At 57.9% G+C, this 20,982-nt stretch carries 18 protein-coding genes and 1 pseudogene; 9 read left to right on the plus strand and 10 right to left on the minus strand.

The features are described from left to right. Positions 1–152: 152 nt before the first annotated feature. The 4 genes from Q7W83_RS15190 to Q7W83_RS15205 all read left to right on the plus strand — a co-directional run bounded on the left by Q7W83_RS15190 (position 153) and on the right by Q7W83_RS15205 (position 3,963). Positions 153–1,010: an SDR family oxidoreductase gene (locus Q7W83_RS15190; protein WP_473656290.1), complete on the plus strand. Its 858-nt coding sequence runs from the start codon at positions 153–155 to the stop codon at positions 1,008–1,010. A 243-nt stretch (positions 1,011–1,253) separates the two neighbouring features. Next, positions 1,254–1,865, plus strand: coding sequence for a Yip1 family protein (locus tag Q7W83_RS15195; protein ID WP_150629575.1), 612 nt, complete (start codon positions 1,254–1,256; stop codon positions 1,863–1,865). A 46-nt stretch (positions 1,866–1,911) separates the two neighbouring features. Beyond that, entirely contained in the window at positions 1,912–3,255 is a 1,344-nt protein-coding gene (locus Q7W83_RS15200; RefSeq protein WP_473656291.1) for a cation:proton antiporter, read from the plus strand. Positions 3,256–3,486: 231 nt separating this feature from the next. Continuing rightward, positions 3,487–3,963, plus strand: a complete 477-nt coding sequence (locus Q7W83_RS15205) for a hemerythrin domain-containing protein (protein ID WP_150629579.1) — start codon at positions 3,487–3,489, stop codon at positions 3,961–3,963. 57 nt (positions 3,964–4,020) lie between these two features. Here Q7W83_RS15205 and Q7W83_RS15210 read toward each other — a convergent pair whose 3' ends face one another. Continuing rightward, complete coding sequence (locus Q7W83_RS15210; RefSeq protein ID WP_150629581.1) at positions 4,021–4,557, minus strand: hypothetical protein; 537 nt, start codon at positions 4,555–4,557, stop codon at positions 4,021–4,023. 83 nt (positions 4,558–4,640) lie between these two features. On the opposite strand from Q7W83_RS15210, the gene Q7W83_RS15215 reads away from it, so the two are divergent. Continuing rightward, positions 4,641–4,886 carry a hypothetical protein gene (locus tag Q7W83_RS15215; RefSeq protein WP_150629582.1) on the plus strand — a complete coding sequence of 82 codons (246 nt, stop codon included), beginning with the start codon at positions 4,641–4,643 and terminating at the stop codon, positions 4,884–4,886. 1 nt (position 4,887) lies between these two features. Here the strand turns inward: Q7W83_RS15215 and Q7W83_RS15220 are convergent, their stop codons facing one another. The 4 genes from Q7W83_RS15220 to Q7W83_RS15235 form a co-directional block, all read right to left on the minus strand. After that, positions 4,888–6,807, minus strand: coding sequence for a hybrid sensor histidine kinase/response regulator (locus Q7W83_RS15220; protein WP_473656292.1), 1,920 nt, complete (start codon positions 6,805–6,807; stop codon positions 4,888–4,890). A gap of 85 nt (positions 6,808–6,892) precedes the next feature. Further along, positions 6,893–7,801 carry a zeta toxin family protein gene (locus Q7W83_RS15225; RefSeq protein ID WP_150636461.1) on the minus strand — a complete coding sequence of 303 codons (909 nt, stop codon included), beginning with the start codon at positions 7,799–7,801 and terminating at the stop codon, positions 6,893–6,895. 127 nt (positions 7,802–7,928) lie between these two features. Next, positions 7,929–10,208, minus strand: a complete 2,280-nt coding sequence (locus Q7W83_RS15230) for an ATP-dependent DNA helicase (RefSeq protein ID WP_473656293.1) — start codon at positions 10,206–10,208, stop codon at positions 7,929–7,931. Continuing rightward, a complete protein-coding gene (locus Q7W83_RS15235) occupies positions 10,205–11,857 on the minus strand; it encodes a VRR-NUC domain-containing protein (RefSeq protein ID WP_150636457.1) in 1,653 nt (550 codons plus the stop codon). Before Q7W83_RS15235 ends, Q7W83_RS15230 begins: the two co-directional genes overlap by 4 nt. 222 nt (positions 11,858–12,079) lie before the next feature. On the opposite strand from Q7W83_RS15235, the gene Q7W83_RS15240 reads away from it, so the two are divergent. Further along, positions 12,080–12,304 carry a YgdI/YgdR family lipoprotein gene (locus Q7W83_RS15240; RefSeq protein WP_150629592.1) on the plus strand — a complete coding sequence of 75 codons (225 nt, stop codon included), beginning with the start codon at positions 12,080–12,082 and terminating at the stop codon, positions 12,302–12,304. 145 nt (positions 12,305–12,449) lie between these two features. Then, complete coding sequence (locus Q7W83_RS15245; RefSeq protein ID WP_150653425.1) at positions 12,450–13,106, plus strand: MliC family protein; 657 nt, start codon at positions 12,450–12,452, stop codon at positions 13,104–13,106. A 44-nt stretch (positions 13,107–13,150) separates the two neighbouring features. Here Q7W83_RS15245 and Q7W83_RS15250 read toward each other — a convergent pair whose 3' ends face one another. The 4 genes from Q7W83_RS15250 to Q7W83_RS15265 are packed head-to-tail and all read right to left on the minus strand — an operon-like array spanning position 13,151 to position 16,941. Beyond that, complete coding sequence (locus Q7W83_RS15250; RefSeq protein WP_150629596.1) at positions 13,151–14,236, minus strand: polyamine ABC transporter substrate-binding protein; 1,086 nt, start codon at positions 14,234–14,236, stop codon at positions 13,151–13,153. 47 nt (positions 14,237–14,283) lie between these two features. Beyond that, positions 14,284–14,625, minus strand: coding sequence for a cupin domain-containing protein (locus Q7W83_RS15255; protein ID WP_150653426.1), 342 nt, complete (start codon positions 14,623–14,625; stop codon positions 14,284–14,286). 43 nt (positions 14,626–14,668) lie between these two features. Beyond that, the gene (locus Q7W83_RS15260; RefSeq protein ID WP_473656294.1) at positions 14,669–16,075 is read right to left on the minus strand and encodes an NAD(P)/FAD-dependent oxidoreductase; all 1,407 of its coding nucleotides are present in this window, start codon (positions 16,073–16,075) and stop codon (positions 14,669–14,671) included. Between the two features lie 50 nt (positions 16,076–16,125). Next, positions 16,126–16,941 carry a helix-turn-helix transcriptional regulator gene (locus Q7W83_RS15265; protein WP_150629602.1) on the minus strand — a complete coding sequence of 272 codons (816 nt, stop codon included), beginning with the start codon at positions 16,939–16,941 and terminating at the stop codon, positions 16,126–16,128. A 263-nt stretch (positions 16,942–17,204) separates the two neighbouring features. On the opposite strand from Q7W83_RS15265, the gene Q7W83_RS15270 reads away from it, so the two are divergent. Beyond that, positions 17,205–17,477 carry a DUF1652 domain-containing protein gene (locus Q7W83_RS15270; protein WP_150629604.1) on the plus strand — a complete coding sequence of 91 codons (273 nt, stop codon included), beginning with the start codon at positions 17,205–17,207 and terminating at the stop codon, positions 17,475–17,477. Between the two features lie 69 nt (positions 17,478–17,546). Here the strand turns inward: Q7W83_RS15270 and Q7W83_RS15275 are convergent. After that, positions 17,547–20,022: pseudogene (locus Q7W83_RS15275) on the minus strand (UvrD-helicase domain-containing protein). Between the two features lie 239 nt (positions 20,023–20,261). Here Q7W83_RS15275 and Q7W83_RS15280 point away from each other — a divergent pair. Then, on the plus strand, positions 20,262–20,957 hold the full coding sequence (locus Q7W83_RS15280) for a pirin family protein (RefSeq protein ID WP_150629607.1): 696 nt from the start codon (positions 20,262–20,264) through the stop codon (positions 20,955–20,957). Positions 20,958–20,982: the final 25 nt, after the last annotated feature.

A 20,982-nucleotide genomic window follows, 5' to 3' on the forward strand; every position in this document is an offset into this window, starting at 1 on the left:
GACTGATCCGACGCCATCGCTAGCAGGCTAGCTCCCACAGGAGGTCGGGTTGATTTGAAGGTTTCAGCAACCGTCCGAAATCCAACCGAACTCAAGGCAAAAGAGCGGGGTCCACCCTTTGACGCTTCTGCCTTGAGAACGGAGATTTCCCGATGACTGACTATCCAAAACCGCCCTTCAAGAAACAGGGCCAGCCCGTCCCCGGCTCCCAGAAGAAAATGGACCCGTATCCGGATTGCGGCGAGCAGAGCTACAAAGGCTCCGGCCGTCTGCTCGGCAAGATCGCCCTGATCACCGGCGCCGACAGCGGTATCGGCCGCGCAGTCGCAATCGCCTTCGCCCGTGAAGGCGCGGACGTCGCCGTTGCCTACCTCAATGAACACGAAGACGCGCAGGAAACCGCGCGCTGGGTCGAACAGGCCGGGCGTCAGTGCGTGTTGCTGCCCGGCGACATCGCACAGAAAGCGCAATGCCAGGCGCTCGTCGATAAAACCGTCGAGCGCTTTGGCCGTATCGACATTCTGGTCAACAACGCCGCGTTCCAGATGACCCACGAAAACTTCGAGGACATCCCGGACGAAGAATGGGTGATGACCTTCGACGTCAACATCACTGCCATCTTCCGGATCTGCCAGGCGGCGCTGAAGCACATGAAGCCCGGTAGTTCGATCATCAACACCAGCTCAGTCAATTCGGACATGCCCAAACCGACCCTGCTCCCCTACGCCACGACCAAAGGTGCGATTGCCAATTTCACCGGCGGCCTGGCGCAAATGCTGGGGCCGAAAAACATCCGAGTGAACTGCGTGGCGCCGGGGCCCATCTGGACACCGCTGATCGTCTCGACCATGCCGGATGAGGAAGTGCAGAACTTTGGCGGGCAGACACCTCTGGGACGGCCGGGACAACCGGTCGAAGTGGCGCCCATTTATGTGCTGCTGGCGTCGGATGAGGCCAGCTACATCACTGGTCAGCGCTACGGGATTACCGGTGGCAAACCGATGCTTTGAAGGGACATCCTGTGGGGAGCGAGCTTACTCGCGCTTGAGGGCGCAGCGCTCACAAAAGGGGGCCGCTGCGCAGCCCAGCGGGAGCAAGCTCTCTCGCCACGGCAAGCGCCTTCACCACAGTAAACATTCCCTCTATCGGGCCCTGCCCGGCTGCGGCAAGAAAAAAGTGAACCCAGGACAAGGCTCGCCCCTCAATACTTTAGGGGCTCCTGTCACGGGGCCGCTCCCGATTAGGAGGTCGTCATGTCCGCACCTATCGTCAAACTGTTTACCCAACCGAACTTCGCGTGGACGGATATCCGCAAAGAAGAGGAAGCTCACCCCCGCCACTACCTCGCTCACTTGTTGCTGCTCGCCTTGATCCCTGCCGTCTGCCTGTTTATCGGGACTACCTACGTTGGCTGGAGCCTGGCCGAAAACGAAACGGTGAAGCTCAGCAGCAGTAGCGCGCTGCAATTGTGCGTGCTGCTTTACGTGACCATTGTCGCCGGCGTGGCGTTGATGGGTCTGTTCATCCGCTGGATGTCCCGCTCGTTCGATGCGCGGCCGACGGTCAACCAGTGCATCGGTTTTGCCGCGTATACCGTCACCCCGTTTTTCCTTGCAGGCTTTGCCGGTCTGTACCCGAGTCGTTGGCTGGCGATTACCGTGCTCGGTGCGGCCTCGATCTACTCGACGTTTTTGCTGTTCATCGGCATGCCGACGTTCATGCACGAACGCAAGGAACAGGGGTTGCTGAATGCCGCCTGTGTCTGGGGTGTCGGGTTGTTGGTGCTGGTCACTGCCCTGGTGGAAATGATCCTGGTGTGGTTCAACGTACTGACACCGGAATACCTGCGCGCGACTGTCGGTTGATCGCCCACGGCCCAACCTCGCAACACCTGTCCGGCGAGTACAGCGCATGAGCTTCATTCTCTGGGTGGCGGTGTTGGGTGCGGTGCTGCTGACACTGGCGTTGACATCGTCGTACCTGCGCTGGATGCCGGTGACGACCTCGGCGGTGTGCCTGATGCTGGGGATCGCCATCGGGCCGGCAGCGCTCGGCCTGTTGAAGCTGGACATGAACGACGCCTCTATCTGGATGGAGCACCTGACGGAAGTCGCGGTGCTCTTTTCGTTGTTTGTGTGTGGCCTGAAGTTACGCTCGCCCTTCAAGGACAAAAACTGGCGCATCGCCGCAGGTCTGGCTGGCCCGGTGATGGTGTTGACCATTACCGGCGTTTCCCTGCTGCTGCACTACGGTTTCGAATTGTCCTGGGGCGCGGCCGTGTTGATCGGATCGATACTGGCACCCACCGACCCGGTTCTCGCCGCGCTGGTGCAAGTCAATGACGCCCGGGATGACGACAGCGTGCGATTTGGCCTCTCCGGTGAAGCCGGGCTCAACGACGGGATTGCGTTTCCGTTCGTGATCCTCGGGTTGCTGCTGTTGCAACACGACGGCAACCCCGGCTGGCTGGGCGATTGGGCGCTGCGCAGCCTGCTCTGGGCCGTTCCTGCCGGTTTGCTCACGGGTTACGTGATGGGGCGCGGCATTGGTCGCCTGACGTTGGTACTGCGGATCAAAAATGACGACAGCACCCTTTCCCCCAACGACTACCTGGCCCTCGCGTTGATCGCCCTGGCGTACGTCGCTGCCGAATCGATTCATGGCTACGGCTTTTTATCCGTGTTCGCAGCAGGCCTGGGCCTGCGCCATGTAGAAGTCAAATCCACCGGCGACGACGAACTGCCGGCCGAGCATCGGGTGCAGCCTGTCGTCGGCCATCAGAACGTCGATCCGCACCAGGCCGTTCATGGCGACACCGAAGGTCTTGAAGAAACGCAGGTCGCCGCCGGCATCATGATGGGCGACATGCTCGCCTTCGGCAGTCTGGTCGAACGCGCCATGGAAGTGTTTCTGGTGACGCTGCTCGGTGTCGTGCTGATTGGGCACTGGGACTGGCGAGCGCTGCTGATCGGCGGCGTGTTGTTTTGCCTGATCCGGCCGCTGAGCGTCGTCGCCCTGCCCTGGCGTGGCTTGCTGGACGGGCGCCAGCGCCTGTTGATCGGCTGGTTCGGCATACGCGGCATCGGTAGCCTGTATTACCTTTTCTATGCCCTGAACCATGGGCTCGCGCCTTCAATCGCAGCGCTTTGCACCGACTTGACGTTGTCGGTGGTTGCGCTGAGCATCCTCATCCATGGCATCAGCACGCAACCGATGCTGGCTTGGTACGAACAGCGCAAAAAGCAAAAGGCTTGATTGGATACCTGCAAATTTCCGCAAAATTCGATGCCGCGATCTGCATGAGCCAAAAAACATACTCATGCAGCCTGCATGACTTCAGATCGCCATCAGCCAATTCAACCTGTTGATTTTCAAGACAGATGCCACAGCAGAAAAATCGGCACGACAAATGCTCCTGCACCATGAGCGACCTTCGGCCTTGAGACCGTTCGCGCTCATCCCCGTGACTATTGGAGAGACTCGACCATGAACGCTATTGACCTGCTGCAAGCCGACCATGAACGCGTAAAGGGCATCCTGACCCAATTGAGCGAATCCACCGAGCGTGGTGTTAAAAAACGCACCGAGCTGCTGGCCAAGCTTGAAATGGAGATCACGATCCATACCCGTCTCGAAGAGGAAGTCTTGTACCCCGCGTATAAAAAAGCGGGCGGCAAGGAACAGGACGTCATGTACTACGAAGCCAAGGAAGAACACCGTACCGTTGACTCGCTGGTGTTGCCTGACTTGAAAGTGACCGATCCATCCTCTGTGGAATTCGCCGGCCGCGTAAAAGTGGTCAAGGAGTTGCTGGAACACCACATCGAAGAGGAAGAAACAGAAATGTTTCCTCAGGCGAAAAAGCTGCTGGGCAAGGCCACCCTCGAAGAATTGGGTGCGCAAATGGAAAGTCTTAAGGCTCAGTACAAGAAAGAAATGAGTGCGGCCAATCTGGCAGCCTGATCAAAGTGGCAGGCAATAAAAGGCCCGGCGTTTGCCGGGCCTTTTTGCTTTTGCGTCTTACGCGCCGGGATTGGTCACCTGGATAAAAACCGCGTAACTGCCCAGCAATACCCAGAACGTGGCAAAAATCCAGGGTGTACGCACCGAAAACAACAGGGATTTGCGGTAGCCCTTGTGGGACGATTCCATTTCGCTGAACAACGGCGACTCGTCGTAAGCGAGCCCCATCAGGGGTTCGCTGCGCAGCAGTTCACTCTGCTTGAAGTGCCAGTGATCGATGATGTCGTACGCCGCGCGAATACCCGGCCAGGCGTTAAGTGAACTGAGTATTCCCAACAGCGCCAGAAACGGCGGCACCACCAGGGTGAACAGTTTGCCCCACTCGGGATTAAGGTTGGACATGCACGATGCAAAAGCAATCACCAGAAACGATTGCGCCGCGAGGTAGGCGTCGGTGCGATTGGCCAGAATGCTGGTTTCGTACTGGATTTCCCGACGGTAGAAATCCAGACGTTCCTTGGGCGAGCCGAACATCTTGGCGTTGTGTTCGGTCAGGGCTTCTTCGGCTGGAGCTTCAGTCAGTATTCTTGGCAAGGGAATCACGCACAGAATGGAAAACGTTTAGAAGAAACGCCTACTGACAAGTTCAGCTGGATTAACACGGCAAGGGGCCTGCAATGGACGATCTTGATTGGGTGCAATGGCCAGCGATGCTGGTCACGGTGCTGGCGGCTTGGCTGATCGGTTCACGAAACCCCAGGCGCCGGGTCTGGGGGTTCATCTGCTTTATCCTCAGCAATATTTTATGGGTGATCTGGGGGTATCACACTCAGGCCTACGCGTTGATCGTGTTGCAATTTTGCCTGTGTGCCATGAACTTGCGCGGGTTCAAAAAGAACGCAGGCTCCGCAACCGAACAATGATTCACTTCATCGTCGAGGCAATGATTTCCACCAGATTGAGTTGAGTAAAAGGTTTGGACAAGCGCGGTAGTCTGGTCGCAAAGCCTTCCAGCCGCTCGGCGTAACCCGTGGCCAGGATGATCGGCAGGTCAGGTTTGATGCTGCGTATCGCCTGCGCCAGGTGCGCGCCGTCCATTTGTGGCATAGCCATGTCGGTAATGACCAGATCGATGGCCTGTTCGCTGTCGAACACTTTCAGCGCTTGAGCCCCGGATACCGCACTGATCACCCGATGCCCCAAGTCTTCGAGCAAAAGGCAGGTACTGGTCAGCACCAGGCTGTCGTCGTCCACCACCAGCACGCATAGACGAGACACCGGAGGCGCGGCATTTTCCTCTACAGGTTTGGCAACCGAACCCTGTGTAGCCACGGGAATCCACAGTTCGGCCGTGGTGCCCTCGCCCTTGTGACTCTTGATGATGAATCGCCCGCCCAGTTGTTCGATGAAGCCATGCACCATCGACAATCCCAGCCCTGTACCTTTGCCAACCCCCTTGGTGGTAAAGAACGGGTCCATCGCCACGGCGAGTGTGGCGTCGTCCATGCCCTCCCCTGTGTCATTGATGGAGAGGCAAACATAACGGCCTGACATTGGCGTGAGCGCGGAGTGATCACTGGCTTCTTCAGACCGGGCGCGGATCAGGATCTTGCCACCATGGGGCATGGCATCGCGGGCGTTGGTCACCAGATTCAGGACTGCCAGTTCGAGTTGGTTTATGTCGGCCAAAACCGGCTCGACTGCTTCCGTAAAACGGGTTTCGAGAACCACCGTAGGCCCGAGGGAACTGCGCAACAGGCCGGTGATACCTTCTAGCAGCGCCGGTATCTCGACCGATTCGGTCTTCAATTCCTGACGTCTGGCAAATGCAAGCATGCGCTGGGTCAGCGACACTCCGCGCAAGGCGCCTTGAGTGGCGTTGTCCAGCAAGCGGGTGATTTTTTTATCCTCCCCCACGCGCTTGCGCACGATTTCCAGATTGCCAAGGATCACCGTCAACAGATTATTGAAGTCATGGGCAATCCCCCCGCTAAGCTGCCCGATGGCTTGCATTTTTTGCGCCTGGAAAAGCGCTTCGCGGGTTTGTTCGAGGGCTTGCTGAGCGCGGGTCGCTTCGGTGATATCCCGGGTGATCTTGGCGAAACCGAGCAACGTGCCGGTTTCGCCCCAGATCGGATCGACCACGACATGCGCCAGGAACCGTGTGCCGTCCTTGCGCAGTCGCCAGCCCTTGTTCTCGAATCGTCCTTCACGGACGGCAATGTCCAGCGTGCGTTTCGGTTCGCCGGCTGCGCGATCTTCCGGGGTGTAAAACATCGAAAAATGCTGGCCGATCACTTCTTCGGGCAAGTAACCCTTGATGCGCTGGGCCCCAGGATTCCAGTTGGTCAGGCATCCATTGGCGTCGAGCATGTAGATGGCGTAGTCCGTGACGCTTTGAACCAATAGCCGGAACTGCTGCTCGCTTTGTTTGAGGACTTCTTCGGCCATCTTGCGGTCGGTCAGGTCCCGGGTGATCTTGGCAAACCCCAGCAATTTTCCCGTCGGGTCGAGGATCGGGTCGATCACCACATGGCACCAGAAACGTGTACCGTCCTTGCGTATCCGCCAGCCTTCGCCTTCGAAACGCCCTTCCCGAATGGCAGTTTCCAGAGCTCGCTGGGGCATTCCCTTGAGACGGTCTTCTTCCGTGTAGAAACGCGAGAAATGCTGACCGAGGATTTCCGCTTCCTCATACCCTTTGAAGCGTCGAGCTCCGGCGTTCCAGCTGGTAATGATGCCGTCGGGATCAATCATGTAGATCGCATAGTCAATCACCGCATCGATCAACAGGCGAAAGCGCCCGTCCTCGATTGCGCTGGCTTTGGTTCGATCTTCAATCATTGATCCATCTCGGCAGGATTATTTTTCTGGAGTATGCGACAAAGCGGGATTTGGAAAGTTGAAAAGCAATGCTCGCCGCAAAAAGTCAGCGGTACACGTATCTGACAATGTAGGCATACAAGTCGTTGCATACGAAGCCAGGAACATGACTGTCGTACAGGCCGGCCTTGAGCAGCGCCATGTGGCACTCTTTTACGATCTCGTCACGATCGCCCATGGTGTATACAGGATTGTTGATGATTTCACCGTAAGCACCGTAGGAGTAAGGCGCTGGTGAGCCGGTGATCACCAGTTCATCGTCGGCATCCCTGGTGTAGAGGCTTTGGGCACGCAAGGTCCGCTCCTTCAACTCACCAAACCCGCGTTCGTAAAGGGTGATTTGTGATCCGCTGACCGCTTTCGCGGCTGTTTCCAGGGCCAGGATGATCGCTTGCGCATTGCTCATGCTGGCGTCCAGCGCCGATGACGTCAGAAAGCGCTCCATTTGTTTTTCTTTGAGGCTGTTGAACGCTCTCTTGATGCTCGAAACATGAGCGAACGCTTGATTGCACCCGACAATGTGAGTCTCGAATTGATAACCGGCGATGGTCGCTGAAGGTGGAAAATTCGCAAAATCGATACTGTCGAATGCGCATTCCATGATGATGTTGAATTTACTGACGAATGCCTGCGCAAAGATTTTCGCGCAGACATCACGTACAAACGCCTCCGTATGTTCATACGCATGCAAAACACCGAGTTTGATCATCTCGGCGTACTGAGGGTGTTTTTCCCGGTATTCGAGCAGGTAAAGGCGCACGTAGTTTTTATAGCGGCCCGAAGGCAGAAGACTTTTTTCAAGCAGATACGTTTTGCCCGACCCCTGCAGACCGGCAGCGATCAGCATTTTCGGAGTTGCCTCGGCGGTGATGCCGCTGAACAGCGTCGCTTTTATTTCATCGAATGCTGCCGTGACCTGCTCTTGGGTGTACGTATAGTTCGGTGCTGCTGACATACCTTGATTTCCTTATCAAAGACTGGCTGAAAGTGATGATTGCCTCTATGACTAAAGCGGGCATACGCCACTTGTTCAAATGCCTGTGTTTTTCAAGGTATGTCTATGTTTTTAAAAGTAAAAATTCCTACTCGACCGAGACCGAATTCGCCAGCGCAACCGACCACCAGCGCGGTAGCAGTTGCTTGACCTTGCTGTCGCCAAACCGGTCATCGATCAACATCACCACCCCTTCATCCTGCTGGGTGCGGATCACCCGACCCGCGGCCTGCACCACCTTCTGCACGCCGGGAAACAGGTAGGTGTAGTCGTAACCAGCACCGAAAATCGCTGCCATGCGATGTTTCAACTGTTCATTGACCGGGTTGAGTTGCGCAAGACCCAAGGTGGCGATAAATGCACCGATCAGCCGCGCGCCGGGCAAGTCGATGCCCTCGCCAAATGCCCCGCCCAACACCGCGAAGCCAACTCCCTGGCTATCCGCGGTGAATTGGTCGAGAAAGTCCTGGCGCCGGGCTTCCCCCATGCCCCGGGATTGCGCCCACAAATTGATGTGCGGATGTTTTTCGGCCAGCAACTGTGCCACTTGCTGCAAGTAATCGAAGCTGCTGAAAAATGCCAGGTAGTTGCCGGGGCGTTGACTGAACTGCCGGGCGATCAGCTCGACGATCGGTGCAAGGGACGATTGCCGATGGACGAACCGCGTGGATATCTGGCTGACGATATGCACCTTCAACTGGTCGGCGTGAAACGGTGATTCGACGTCGATCCACACCGTGGTCGCCGGCGTCCCGAGGAGATCCGCGTAGTAATGACGCGGACTCAACGTCGCAGAAAACAGCACGGTGCTGCGTGCAGCCGTCAGGCGCGGGCGGATGAAGCCCGCAGGCACCACGTTGCGCAGGCACAGTTGCGAAAGCGGCTTTTTGCGCTCGAGGTCCCGCTTGCCGATGTCGAACAGGAACTGTTCATCGAACAGTTCGGCGACGCGGCAGAATTGCAGCATGTCGAAATAAAACGTCTGCAATGCGCTGTCCAGTCCCTGCGGATGATCGTTGAGGTAATCGCCGATGCTCGCCGTGCACGAAGACAGCGCCTGAAGCAGCTTTTCCGGAGGCTTGTCGTAGGCCTGATACGCCCCCAATTGCAGATTATGCAGGGTGTTCCACTCGCGATTGACCCGCTGCAGGGATTTCTTCAACGGCTCGGGAGCGGTTTTACGCACATCGTTGAAGGTCGATTGGTCGAGACTGGCGCTGTACATCTGCCGGCCGCGCTCCACCAGGTTGTGGGCTTCGTCCACCAGCACCGCCACTTTCCAGTGGTTGGCCTGGGCCAGCCCGAACAGCAGCGCACTGAAATCGAAATAGTAGTTGTAGTCGGCGACCACCACGTCTGCCCAGCGGGCCATTTCCTGGCTCAGGTAATACGGGCAAACCGCATGTTTGAGCGCTACCTCGCGCAAGGCGTTCTGGTTCAACAGCGTCAACGCGCTGGCGGCCCGGCGCGCAGCCGGCAAGCGATCATAGAAGCCCAGGGCCAAGGGGCAGGATTCGCCGTGGCAGGCTTTGTCCGGATGCTCGCAAGCCTTGTCCCGGGCGATCATTTCCAGGACCCGCAGCGGTGGCGCAGCACCGCTGTCGAGGATCACCTGCGCCGCGTCGAGCGCCAGTTTGCGCCCCGGCGTTTTTGCCGTAAGGAAGAACACCTTGTCCAGTTGCTGCGGCGCCAGCGCCTTAAGCATTGGAAACAGCGTGCCAAGCGTCTTGCCGATACCGGTCGGCGCCTGTGCCATCAGGCACCGTCCGGTGCTGACCGCCTTGAACACCGACTCGGCCAAATGACGCTGCCCCGGACGAAAACCGGCATGGGGAAATTCCAATTGCTGCGCCGCGCTGTTGCGCGCCTCGCGATGGGCCAATTCCTGTTCGGCCCAATGCAGGAAAAGCTGACAATGATGCTCGAAGAATGCCTGCAGTTCTTCAGCGCTGAAGGCCTCGACCAGGCAGGTTTCCTTTTCGCTGACGATGTCGAAATACACCAGTGCCAGGTTGATCTGCGCCAGGTCCAGTTTCTGGCACATCAACCAGCCGTAAACCTTGGCCTGCGCCCAATGCAGTTGACGATGGTTGGCCGGTTGTTTGCTCAAGTCCCCGCGATAGGTTTTGACTTCTTCCAGGCAGTTTTGCGCCGGGTCGTAACCATCCGCCCTGCCCTTGACCTTCAACGTCTGGTACACACTTTCAAGCGCGACTTCGCTCTGGTAACCCTCGCTGCGCCGGGACGCCACCGTGCGGTGGCCGACGATTCCCTCCAGTGCCGTCGGCGATGGCGTGAAGCGCAGGTCGAGGTCCCCGACCTTGGCGGTGAATTCACACAACGCCCGCACTGCGATGCTGTAGCTCAAGCGCTCTGCTCCGCCCACTGCACGTAGCAAACAGCAATCGGCATCTGGTGTTCATGGCAGAATTCGAGCCAGCGCAACTGGTTGTCCTGCAGGCGATCACCGGGGCCTTTGACTTCGATCATGCGGTAGGTCTTGTGCTGCGGCCAGAACTGGATCAGGTCCGGCATACCGGCGCGGTTGGCCTTGATGTCCAGCAACAGGCGGTTGAACCAGTGTTTGAGGTGCTCGGCGGGCAGGCAATCGAGGGCTTGTTCAAGCAACTGTTCGCTCAACGCCCCCCAGAACACGAAAGGCGACTGCACCCCCCACTTCACGGCATACCGCTCACGGATGGTCTGACGGTAACGCCCGTCATCGAGTTCGACGAGGCAGGCCTGAAACAGATCAGCCCGGCGCGCCTGGAAGTCTTCATTGAGCAAATCCGCCGGCCCCCGCTGAAACGGGTGGAAAAACGCACCCGGTAACGGCGCAAAGATTGCCGGCCAGCACAGCAGCCCGAACAATGAGTTGATCAGGCTGTTTTCGACGTAATGCACCGGTGCCGAGTCCTCCGCCAGATGCGCCTGAACGCAGGATTCCACCGACAGCGCCGGGTCGGTTCTGGGCAGTTGCAGATCGAGCCGTTGCATTTCCCGTGGAGAAGATCGTTTCACTGCCGGCCCGCCGAGCTTGCGTCGCAGCCTGGGTACCACACGCAGCAATTGCTGTTGTTCGGCGGCGCTTTCCGGCGACTGCCCGGCAGCAACGGCCAGGTCCATCGCCAGTTGATACTCGCCACAGCGCTCCAGCACACGAATCAATCGCCCCCGAGCACCAGGCCAGGCGCACTCGCGGTAAATATTGAGGGCATTGGCGAAGTCCGCCATGCGCTCGCAATGCTGACCGATCAGGAACAGCAATTTGCCGCGCCGTTTTTGCAGCCAGGGATTGCTCAGCGCCAGTCCGTTGATCTGCTCGACAATCGCCGCCACTGCTTCTCCGGCATCGAAACGCTGCTGACAATCATGAAGAAACAGGCAGGTATCCACGTCCTCGCGACTGCGCAAGCCGCGTGATTCGGTACAGAACTCGACTTTTTCATAGGTAAAGATGCCGAGGTCAGCGAGCACGAACTCCGACCAGTCCTGGTACAGGTTGCCGAAAAACATCAGGCGCAGGCGATCGCACAAGCCCATGATAGTCAGGCTGAACAATCGATCATCCAGTGGCGCGCACCACTGATTGAAGGGTTGTATCTCGGGAAACTGTTCGCTCAGTTCGGGCAGCCAGTCGGACTTTTTCGCCTTGGGCTGATCGATGGCGGCACCGAAGCATTGAAGGATTTCGGCCTTGAGCAGCACCTCGAACACCACGTCGAGCGGCAGCGGCGACTGCTCATCAATCCAGCCCAGGGCCAACAACGGTTCGGCGGCCCGGGCAATGTCGCCAATCTCGACGTAATGCAGTTTGCTCGCCCGGAAGTGAACGCCCTTGCGCATGACCATCCGCACCAGTAACGCACGGGGCTCCCGGGGCAGTCGGTTGAATTCACGGATGAAGCATTGCTCCTCGACACTCAACACATCGACATAGCGATGTTCAAGCCAATCAAGTACTTGCATGAAGTTATTCAAGTAATAGAACGGATCATCGAGGGGATTTGTAGTCACAGGAAAACAGGGCCATGGCGAAAGAGTACTGGTTATGCGTACAGATACCAGCTACAACCCGTCCGGTGCAAACGGAAAAGGATAAGCGGCAGCGCGATGCAGATTTTTTTTCTGGACCGTCGAACTTTCTGCGGATACTTCGCACCAACCGCGGTAGAGGTACAGTGGCGATTGGAGGGTCCAAGGCCGTCGCGCTGTTTTTTTGGAGGATATGAGGTGGTTATGAACATCAAGACTCTGGGTTTGCCCCTGGCAGCCGCCGCGCTTCTGACATTGGCCGGTTGCTCGACGCCAACGGTCGTGACGCTGCAGAACGGCACTCAGTATTTGACCAAGGACATGCCAAAAGCCAACAACAAGGAAGGCTTTTACGAATTCGAAGATATTTCCGGGGCGAAAGTGAAGATCAAGGTTGATGATGTGGCCACGGTTCGCAAGGAAGATTAAACACCTCGTTATCGTTCATCGCGAGCCCTCCTCGATGTGGCAGGTTTCGCACACTGCCTTAAACTGCGTACACCCCATGTAACGCATGACGATGCAGGTTTTCGTTACTCCACGGGCCTCACAAAATGATCCGGGTGAAGCCGACATGAAAATGTTCACACCCTTTTTAGTCGCGCTCATCACCGCTGGCACAGGTGCGGCAGCGAGCCTGTGTACGAATGCCGAGACTTCCGTGGTCCTGGAAACCAGCTTCGACTGCGCCAGGGCCGCCGCAGCCGTCGAGAAGCTGATCTGCCGTACCCCTCAACTGAAACAGATGGATATTGAACTGACGCGCCTTTATCGCCTGGCACTGACGGACGATCATTCGGTGCCACGTCCTGACAAAATCGAGATCGAACAGCGGTTCTGGGTGGGCGCCCGCAATCAGTGCTCTTCCGAAGCACAGCCCATCGCCTGCACGATCCGAAGTTATGCCGAGCGGGCGCATCAGCTTCGTCAGGGCTCGGCAATTGCACGCACCAAGGATCCGAGCAGACTGACCGACGGCCCGATCGCCTTCCGTTGCGCCGGGCTCAACGCGTTAATTGCCGTCACTTACTTCAATGTCCAGCCACGTGTCGCGTACCTGAAATGGGGGAATACCTCTGCCACCCTAATCCAGGTGCCGAATGATTCCGCAACTCAATACAACGGCAAGGATTACCGGGGAAGCTACAACTTCTGGCAAAACGGCAGCGACGCCTTGTTCCAGATGCCGGGCTCGGGGCAAATGAGTTGTACGGCCGAGCCGGTCAGTTGATCGCGCAACGGGACAACCCTGTCCCGATGGCCCGGTCCCGCCTGTCAGCTACCCGTGCGAATCTTGTTCCACACTCGTGTCCGAATCCGGTCGATGTTCAACGGCATCGCTTCCAGCGCGAACAGTTTCCCCATCATTTCCGGGCTCGGGTAAACCTTGGTGTCGTTCTTGATCGCCGGGTCGATCAGGCTGTCAGCCTGTTCGTTGCCATTGGCGTAGTGCACGTAGTTGCTGATGCCGGCCATGACGTCCGGGCGCAACAGGTAGTCCATGAAGGCGTAGCCGGCCTTTTCGTCCGGGGCGTCGGCGGGCATGGCAACCATGTCGAACCAGATGGCGGCGCCTTCCTTGGGAATCGCATAGCCGATGTCCACGCCATTTTTGGCTTCTCTGGCGCGATTTTCAGCCTGCAGGATGTCGCCGGAGAAACCGACCGCCACGCAGATGTCACCGTTGGCGAGGTCGCTGGTGTACTTGGACGAATGGAAGTAGCTGATGTAAGGCCGGACTTTCATCAGCAGCGCTTCAGCCTTTTTGTAGTCTTCCGGGTTCTTGCTGTGATGCGGCAAACCCAGATAGTTCAGCGCGGCCGGCAACAGTTCGGGCCCGTTGTCGAGAATGGCCACGCCGCACTTCTGCAGTTTGGCCATGTTTTCGGGTTTGAAGATCAGGTCCCAGGAATCCACCGGCGCGTTATCGCCCAGCACCGCTTTGACCTTGGCGATGTTGTAGCCGATGCCGGTGCTGCCCCATAGATACGGGAAGCCGTGCTCGTTGCCCGGATCGTTGGTCTGCAAGGCTTTGAGCAAGACCGGATTGAGGTTCTTCCAGTTCGGCAACTGGCTCTTGTCGAGTTTCTTCAGCGCACCGCCCTGAATCTGCCGCGCCATGAAGTGGTTGGACGGGAACACCACGTCGTACCCGGATTTGCCGGTCATCAACTTGCCGTCGAGGGTTTCATTGCTGTCGTAGACGTCATAGCTGAAGGCGATGCCGGTTTCTTTCTGGAAGTTTTTGGTGGTGTCCGGTGCAATGTAGTCCGACCAGTTGTAGATCTTGACGGTGTCGGCCGCGTGGCTGAGGGAAACAACGAGCGCCAGTGGGGCCAGTGCCAAAGTCTTTCGGATCATGAGTGGATTCCTGTGTGGGTTATTGTTGTTGGCAGGCAATCAGAGGATCAAAAAATCAAAACGTAGGTCTTGCGCACGGTTTCCTGAATGTCCCAGATACCGAGGCTGTTGGCTGGCAACATCAGTGCGTCGCCGGCTTCTATGTGGAGGGTTTCACCGTCATCCGGGGTGAAGGTGCAGCGCCCCTGAATGAAATGACAAAATTCTTGCGCCACGATCTGTCGACGCCAGCGGCCGGGGGTGCATTCCCAGACGCCGGTTTCGACCCCGTCGTCGCGTTCGACGCTGGTGGTGGAAGCCACCGCCACGGGGGTGCCCAGTGGCACGGCGACCGGGTTAGATTCGTCCAGCGTCAGGGTTGCGGTGTTCTTGAACTGCGTGATGCCCATGGGAGTACCTGTCGATTGAGCTTTTAGGTGAAAAGCGCGCTGTTTACTGCATGAAACCCTCCATGAACCCTGCGACACCGCTGGCCAGCTTGCGTCGCCAAGGCGCGGTGGCCGGGTTGGCCAGGGTCTGGTCTTCGTGGACAAAGCTGCGGATGATCGCGTTGTAACCCAGCCAGCGACAGGGTTCCGGCTCCCAGGTCTTGAGCGCATCGAGACCGCCCTGCGGGATGACCCACGGCTGGCGAATCAGCTCGGTGTCGCGTTGCAGAATCAAGTCGGCCAGGGTCCGTCCACCCAGGTTGCTGGCGCCGACACCCTCCCCGCCGTAACCGCCGGAAATCGCAATGCCGCTCGCGTGATCGCACAGCATGTGCGGCTTGAACCGCCGAGACATGCCCAGGTTGCCGCCCCAGCCGTGAGTGAGGCGCACGTGCTTGAGTTGCGGGAAGAGCTCGCCGAACAGGTAACGCCGCAACTCCACTTCGCTGGTGGTCAGGTCGAAGTCATGGCGCAACTTGCCGGCAAACTGATAGCCACCCCGCGCGCCGAACACCAGGCGGTTATCCGCCGTACGCTGACCGTAAGTGACCTGACGGCTGCTTTCGCCAAACGCCTGCCCGTGGCTCAGGCCGATTCCGTCCCAAGTGGCAGCCGACAGCGGCTCGGTGGCGACGATCAGGCTTTGCACCGGCAACTGATAGCGCCCCAGCGGGGGCAGCGTGGTCGCGTACCCTTCTACCGCCGGAACGATCCAGCGGCTGCGCACCGCCGCGTTCGCCGTGCGCAGACTGCCGGATTGCCAGTGGGTGACCGGACTGTTTTCGTAAATCCTGACGCCCATGCGTTCTACCGTGCGGGCCAGACCTCGCACCAACTTTGCCGGTTGCAGGGTCGCAACGTGCGGTGCATAGATACCGCCATAAGGCTTGGCGATTCTGATCTGTTGCGCCAACTGCTCGGGGCTGAGCCAGCGGTAATGGCTTTCGGTCAGGCCCTGGCTATACAGCTTGTCCAGGTAGTGTCGAAGGCTGGTTTCCTGTTCGGGGTAGCGCGCAGCGCAATACAGCGCCCCGCCTTTACGGTAATCACAGTCGATGCCTTCCCGTTCGAGGACAATCTCTACTTCATCAGGAATGCTGTGCAGCAGTTCATACGATGCCCGCCGCTGCTCGGGCGGTAAGTCGGCGAGCAAGCGGTCTTCTCCCAGGAGGTTGCCCATCAACCAGCCGCCATTGCGCCCGGAGGCACCAAAACCTGCGGTTTGCGCTTCAATGATGGCGATGTTCAACGCCGGTGCCAGGCGCCTGAGGTAGTACGCGGTCCAGAGCCCGGTGTACCCCGCGCCAATGATGGCGACATCGACATCAAGATCGTGTTCCAGCGCCGGCCGCGCCAGCAACGGCTCGTCGAGTTGATCCATCCACAAACTGATAGTGCGCCACACCGGCATGTAAGACTCCACCACTCAAACTTCGATGGCGTCGATCCTAGTGCGTGGGCTCAGAGTCTGTCTTGCGCGCGTGCACGCAAAGAAATTTGTTTGACGTAGGCCTTGGGCGACAGGCCGGTGTGTTGGCGGAAACAGCTATAGAACGCGGACAACGAGTTGAAGCCGGCGGCAAACGCCAGATCGTCGATGCGCAGGGGCGGTGCGACGTTTTCCAGTGCGGCGAGCACATGTTGCAAGCGCGCCTGGTTAACGTAGCGGTAGAAACTCTGGCCTAGCACCTGGTTCAGCAGGTAGGACATCTGATTGCGGCTGTACCCGCACTCCTTCGCCACCCGTTGCAGGTCGAGTTCAGGATCCAGATAAGGTTGCTGGCGCTGGAAATACTGTTGCAGGTCTTGCGCCATGAAACTCAGCTGACGCGGCGACAAGCCGAGCCGGCTGACGGCCGGGCGCTGACTGTTCGTTGTTTTGCTGACGGGCAGTTCATGCACCAGCGAGGCGTATTCGTTAACCCGCCAGATCAGCCCGTCGCGGACGGTAATCGCCTCGCTGGCCCGAAATGACACCAACCCCTCACCGCCCCGCAGGGTGATGCGGTACTGAATGAACGCGGTGTTGCCGTCCAGCCGGATGCGGTCCGAGTGCTCCAGCGCTTCATCCGGACCGCGCGGCATGCTGCTGCGCACGTACTCGCGCAATTGGTCCAACCCCATCACGCGGTTCTGGAAGAAGTCGCTGTACTGGATGTCCGGGTGATACAACGCCATGACACCGTCAAGATCCCGGTGCTTCCAGCGCAGGTGATAGCGCATGACCGTCTCGCTCGTGGCCTGGGTCTGCGACGGACCATCATCATCGGCATGCATAAAGGACTCGACGAGAAAAAGGCGAGCTTGCCGAAATTCAGCACCGGCTTCAATGATCAATCAATGCTGGCCTTTTGCCGAAATACCGCAGCGATGTGACCTGAATCAAAAAAACCGAAGCAATCGCCAAACGGCCTGAAAAATCCACATTATTTTCACATGCGGATGCTACTTTTAAAGGGCAGTCACCGGTTGAGCCAATGAAGGCTCTTCCCTCCTAACATGAGCTAACGGAAGCGCTCGATAATGAAGGCGGGCAACATATGAATAAAGGGTTCAGTAAAGTCACCTTTCCAAACGCCTGCCAGTTGATGCGCTGGCATTTTCATCCCATGGGTTTTGAGGCGAGCATGGACGCACCGGGCAGTATGATCGCCCGTCTTTTTGACCGTGCCACGGGCGAGACCATGATCGCCATTGCCGGCATTCCGTGCGCGACTGTCATGAACGCGGCGGACGTAGAACGAATAATCGAAGCGGTGGAGGATGAGCTCGAATCTTTCATTCCACCGGTAGCCCTCAGGAGCTATGCCTGAAGGTTGAAACGCCGTTGCCACAATCAAAAGCCCACAGCGTGTGGGCTTTTTTGTGAGGGTCAAAAGGCTTTAAACCAATGCCTTGTTGCCCCGGTGATCGGTAAAGAAAACCTTGCCTTTGCCGATCCGGTCGGAGGCCTTGGGCATGTTCGCCGCTTGTTTGTCCTGCCCATCGACATACCAGTAGCAATGGCTGACCGCCCGAGTGATGCCGACATAAGCCAGCCGCAGAATCTCGTCTTTTTGCGCGTTATCGTAAGCTTCGTTGTCGCCAGCCTTACCCAGACCGGCCATGCGGTAGACCTGATTCTTGTACGGGGAACTGGTCAGGTGCTGGCAGTCTCCCAGCAAAAACACGGCATCAGCCTGAAGACCCTTGGCGCTGTGATAGGTCAACTGCTTCAGCCGTCGCGACTCGTACGGCAAGTTAGAATCAACATTAACTACAGGAAGAATATGCTTTTCTATCAATGACTTATCGCTACTTTTTCGATAGAGCATCAAGATGGTATCGCCTTGCCTGTAGTGCTCCATCAACCGTTTGGCCAAGTCTTGATCGTCCCGATCCAGCACGTTGACCGGCAGCAGCGCTTTTGACTCGCCGCTGGCCTTGGCCTTCTTGCCGGCAATGGCCGGCGCGGCGCGCACGATGTGTTCGGCGGCGTCGATGATGTGTTGATGGCTGCGATAATTGTCGCTGAGCATCACCTTGGTCGTGCTCGGCGACGGGAATTCCTTGTTGAATTCCATGAAATACGTCGGCGAACTGCCGCGCCATCCATAAATGGACTGCCAGTCATCGCCCACACACAGCAGCGACGAACGCTGAGCGCCGCGCCCCACATGCATGGCCGGGCCACGACTGCGAATCTCAGCCAGGCTGGCACGAATCCAGGAAACAATCTGCGGCGATACGTCCTGAAATTCGTCGATCATCAGGTGCGACAGCGGCCGCAGCAGTTCATCGCTCAACAGCTTCTGGTTTTCCGGCGAATGCTCGCTGAACAAAGCGAACATGCGGTTGTAAGTCATTACCGGCGGCTTCTGATCCAGCAAATGATCCTCCAAAGGCTCGCCAGTACAGGCTCAGGGCCTCGAAGAAAAACCGGTCAGGGTCGTCCTTGGCGAAGCTCATCTGGCCTACGGCGCTCGGAACATCCAGGCCAAGATTTTCAATAAACCCGGCCGCTGCGACAAAACAGTCCAGCAACGGCGCGGAACCGAGCTCGCCCTTGACCTTGTAATCGAACCCAGGCCCGGCGCTGGCATCGCCCGCAAGGGACGCCAAAACACGTTTGGATGTTTCATAACTATCTATCCATATCAAAGGCTTACGACAGAAAGCTTGAAACAGGGTTCGCTTTACCGCCCACTCTGCGCGAACGCTGAGCTTCGCATTCGGACGGCTGATCTGCGGGTTTTCCCGCGGGTCGAAACCCAGCACCACCCACGCATCCAGGCTCGGAATATAGCCATGGCAATGAAAGGTCGAGCCGTTGATATCAAACGACTGTCGATTGGGCTCGATGCCTTTGATGGGCCAGGCGCCTGCGCGGAACCACAAATCTTCAACGAAGTCGCATAACTCTTCATCACGCTTGGCGGCCAGTTCGGTCACGGCCATGCGTTTTTGCACGTCCGGGTGATCGCGCTCCAGCTCCTTGAGCTGCAAGGCATGCCGCGACAACGGTTTGATCAATTCGCGAAAGCGCTCATCACGCGTGTGCAGGTGGTGATAGCAGGCATTGAGCTGCTGGCGCTGGGCGTCGTTGATGCGCAAGTCGAAAGGATTACTGTCGACCTCCTCGTCAGCGCCTTGTGCCCGGCTGCTGAGGTTTTCGAACGCTTGCAGCCGCTCGAAGCCCGGCAGGCTGCGCACCATCGGCAGGATTCGCGAATGGAAGGTGCGCACCAGATCCCGCGCCTCCTTGAAGCCGAGTGGCCGCCCCCAGAGCGCAAACATCTCGATCAGCTTGTTGATGAAGTCCTTGCGCGACTCCCGCGTGAACGTTACGACGGTCATTGAGTTCAGCTCGAAGCCCAGATAGTGGGTCAGCAGCAAAATGCGCAGCACCAGAGTGGTCGACTTGCCCGCCCCCGCGCCGGCGATTACCGACGTCGATGGCGTATCGCTGAAGATCATTTTCCACTGTGCGGTGCTGGGTTGAGCCTGTGGCGCGAGCAAACGAGCGACATCGGCCTTCATGCGTTTCTTCAGTTCAGCGGTCAATGGCAGGCGCCAGTCGTCGAACAGGTTGTCATCGACGTTGGGTGGTCGGTGCTCGGTCGAGCGCGAGTCACGAATCAGCAACACCTGCCGACCTTCCTCCAACCCTTCGAGCCTGCCTTCCTTGTAGCCGTAATCCACCCCGGCGCTGTGGCCGCTGCGAAAACCATCAGCCTGGCCATGCAGCCATGACGCCCGATGCTGTGCACGCAGACGCGTCAACCCATGGCCAAAGAATCGGGCGGCCAGACGCTTGAGCAGTGGCATCTCGGCCAGGGGCCGTAGTTCAGGAGGAAGATCGGGGGTGTGTTGCGGCACGCGGGCTGACTCCAGGGTGTGAGGCTGTTGCGGGCTATGGTGTCTGCATTTGCCATTCAGTTCTAGTGAAATGCTTACAGGTCATTGGCTTATGCGATGAAGTGAAGGCTGGGTAAGAATGTTTCGAGCTGATTTAATATCAGTTTATTCGATTGTATTGAGGCATTTTTTACGCTTTTTATCGATCAGTTGCTGATAGATGATGCTCGCCATTCACCACCCTCTTTCAGGAGACGATCATGCTCGAACTCAGGCCCTTCAACTCCTTGGGCGGCGCCCACCATGGCTGGTTGGATGCTCATCACCACTTTTCGTTCGCCGAATACCATGACCCCAAACGCATGAACTGGGGCAATCTGCGGGTATGGAACGACGACGTGATCGCCTCGGGCACCGGTTTTCCGAAACACCCGCACCGGGACATGGAAATCATCACTTATGTCCGTGAAGGCGCGATTACCCACGAGGACAACCTGGGTAACAAAGGCCGTACCGAAGCGGGCGACGTGCAGGTCATGAGCGCTGGCACCGGGATCGCCCACAGTGAGTACAACCTGGAAGCGACTGAAACTAAAATCTTCCAGATCTGGATCATCCCGAACGAAACAGGCCTGGCGCCGTCCTGGGGTGCGAAACCGTTCCCTAAAGGTCAGCGCGAAGGCTTCGTGACCCTGGCCAGCGGCAAGACCGGTGACGATCAAAGCCTGCGGATCCGTGCGGATGCGCGCCTGGTTGCGGCGAACCTGAAGGCGGGCGAGTCTGCGCAATATCGGCTGGACAATGGCCGTCGTGCTTACCTGGTGCCGGCGACGGGCGTCATTGAAGTCAATGGCTTGCGTGCACAAGCTCGAGACGGTGTCGCGGTGACGGATGAGCAGGTGTTGAGCGTAACAGCCATTGAGGACAGTGAAATTGTCCTGGTGGACCTCGCTTGATTGGGTAAATGCAGGGCGAAAAAAG

The sequence above is a fragment of the Pseudomonas sp. 300 genome, from assembly GCF_055803035.1.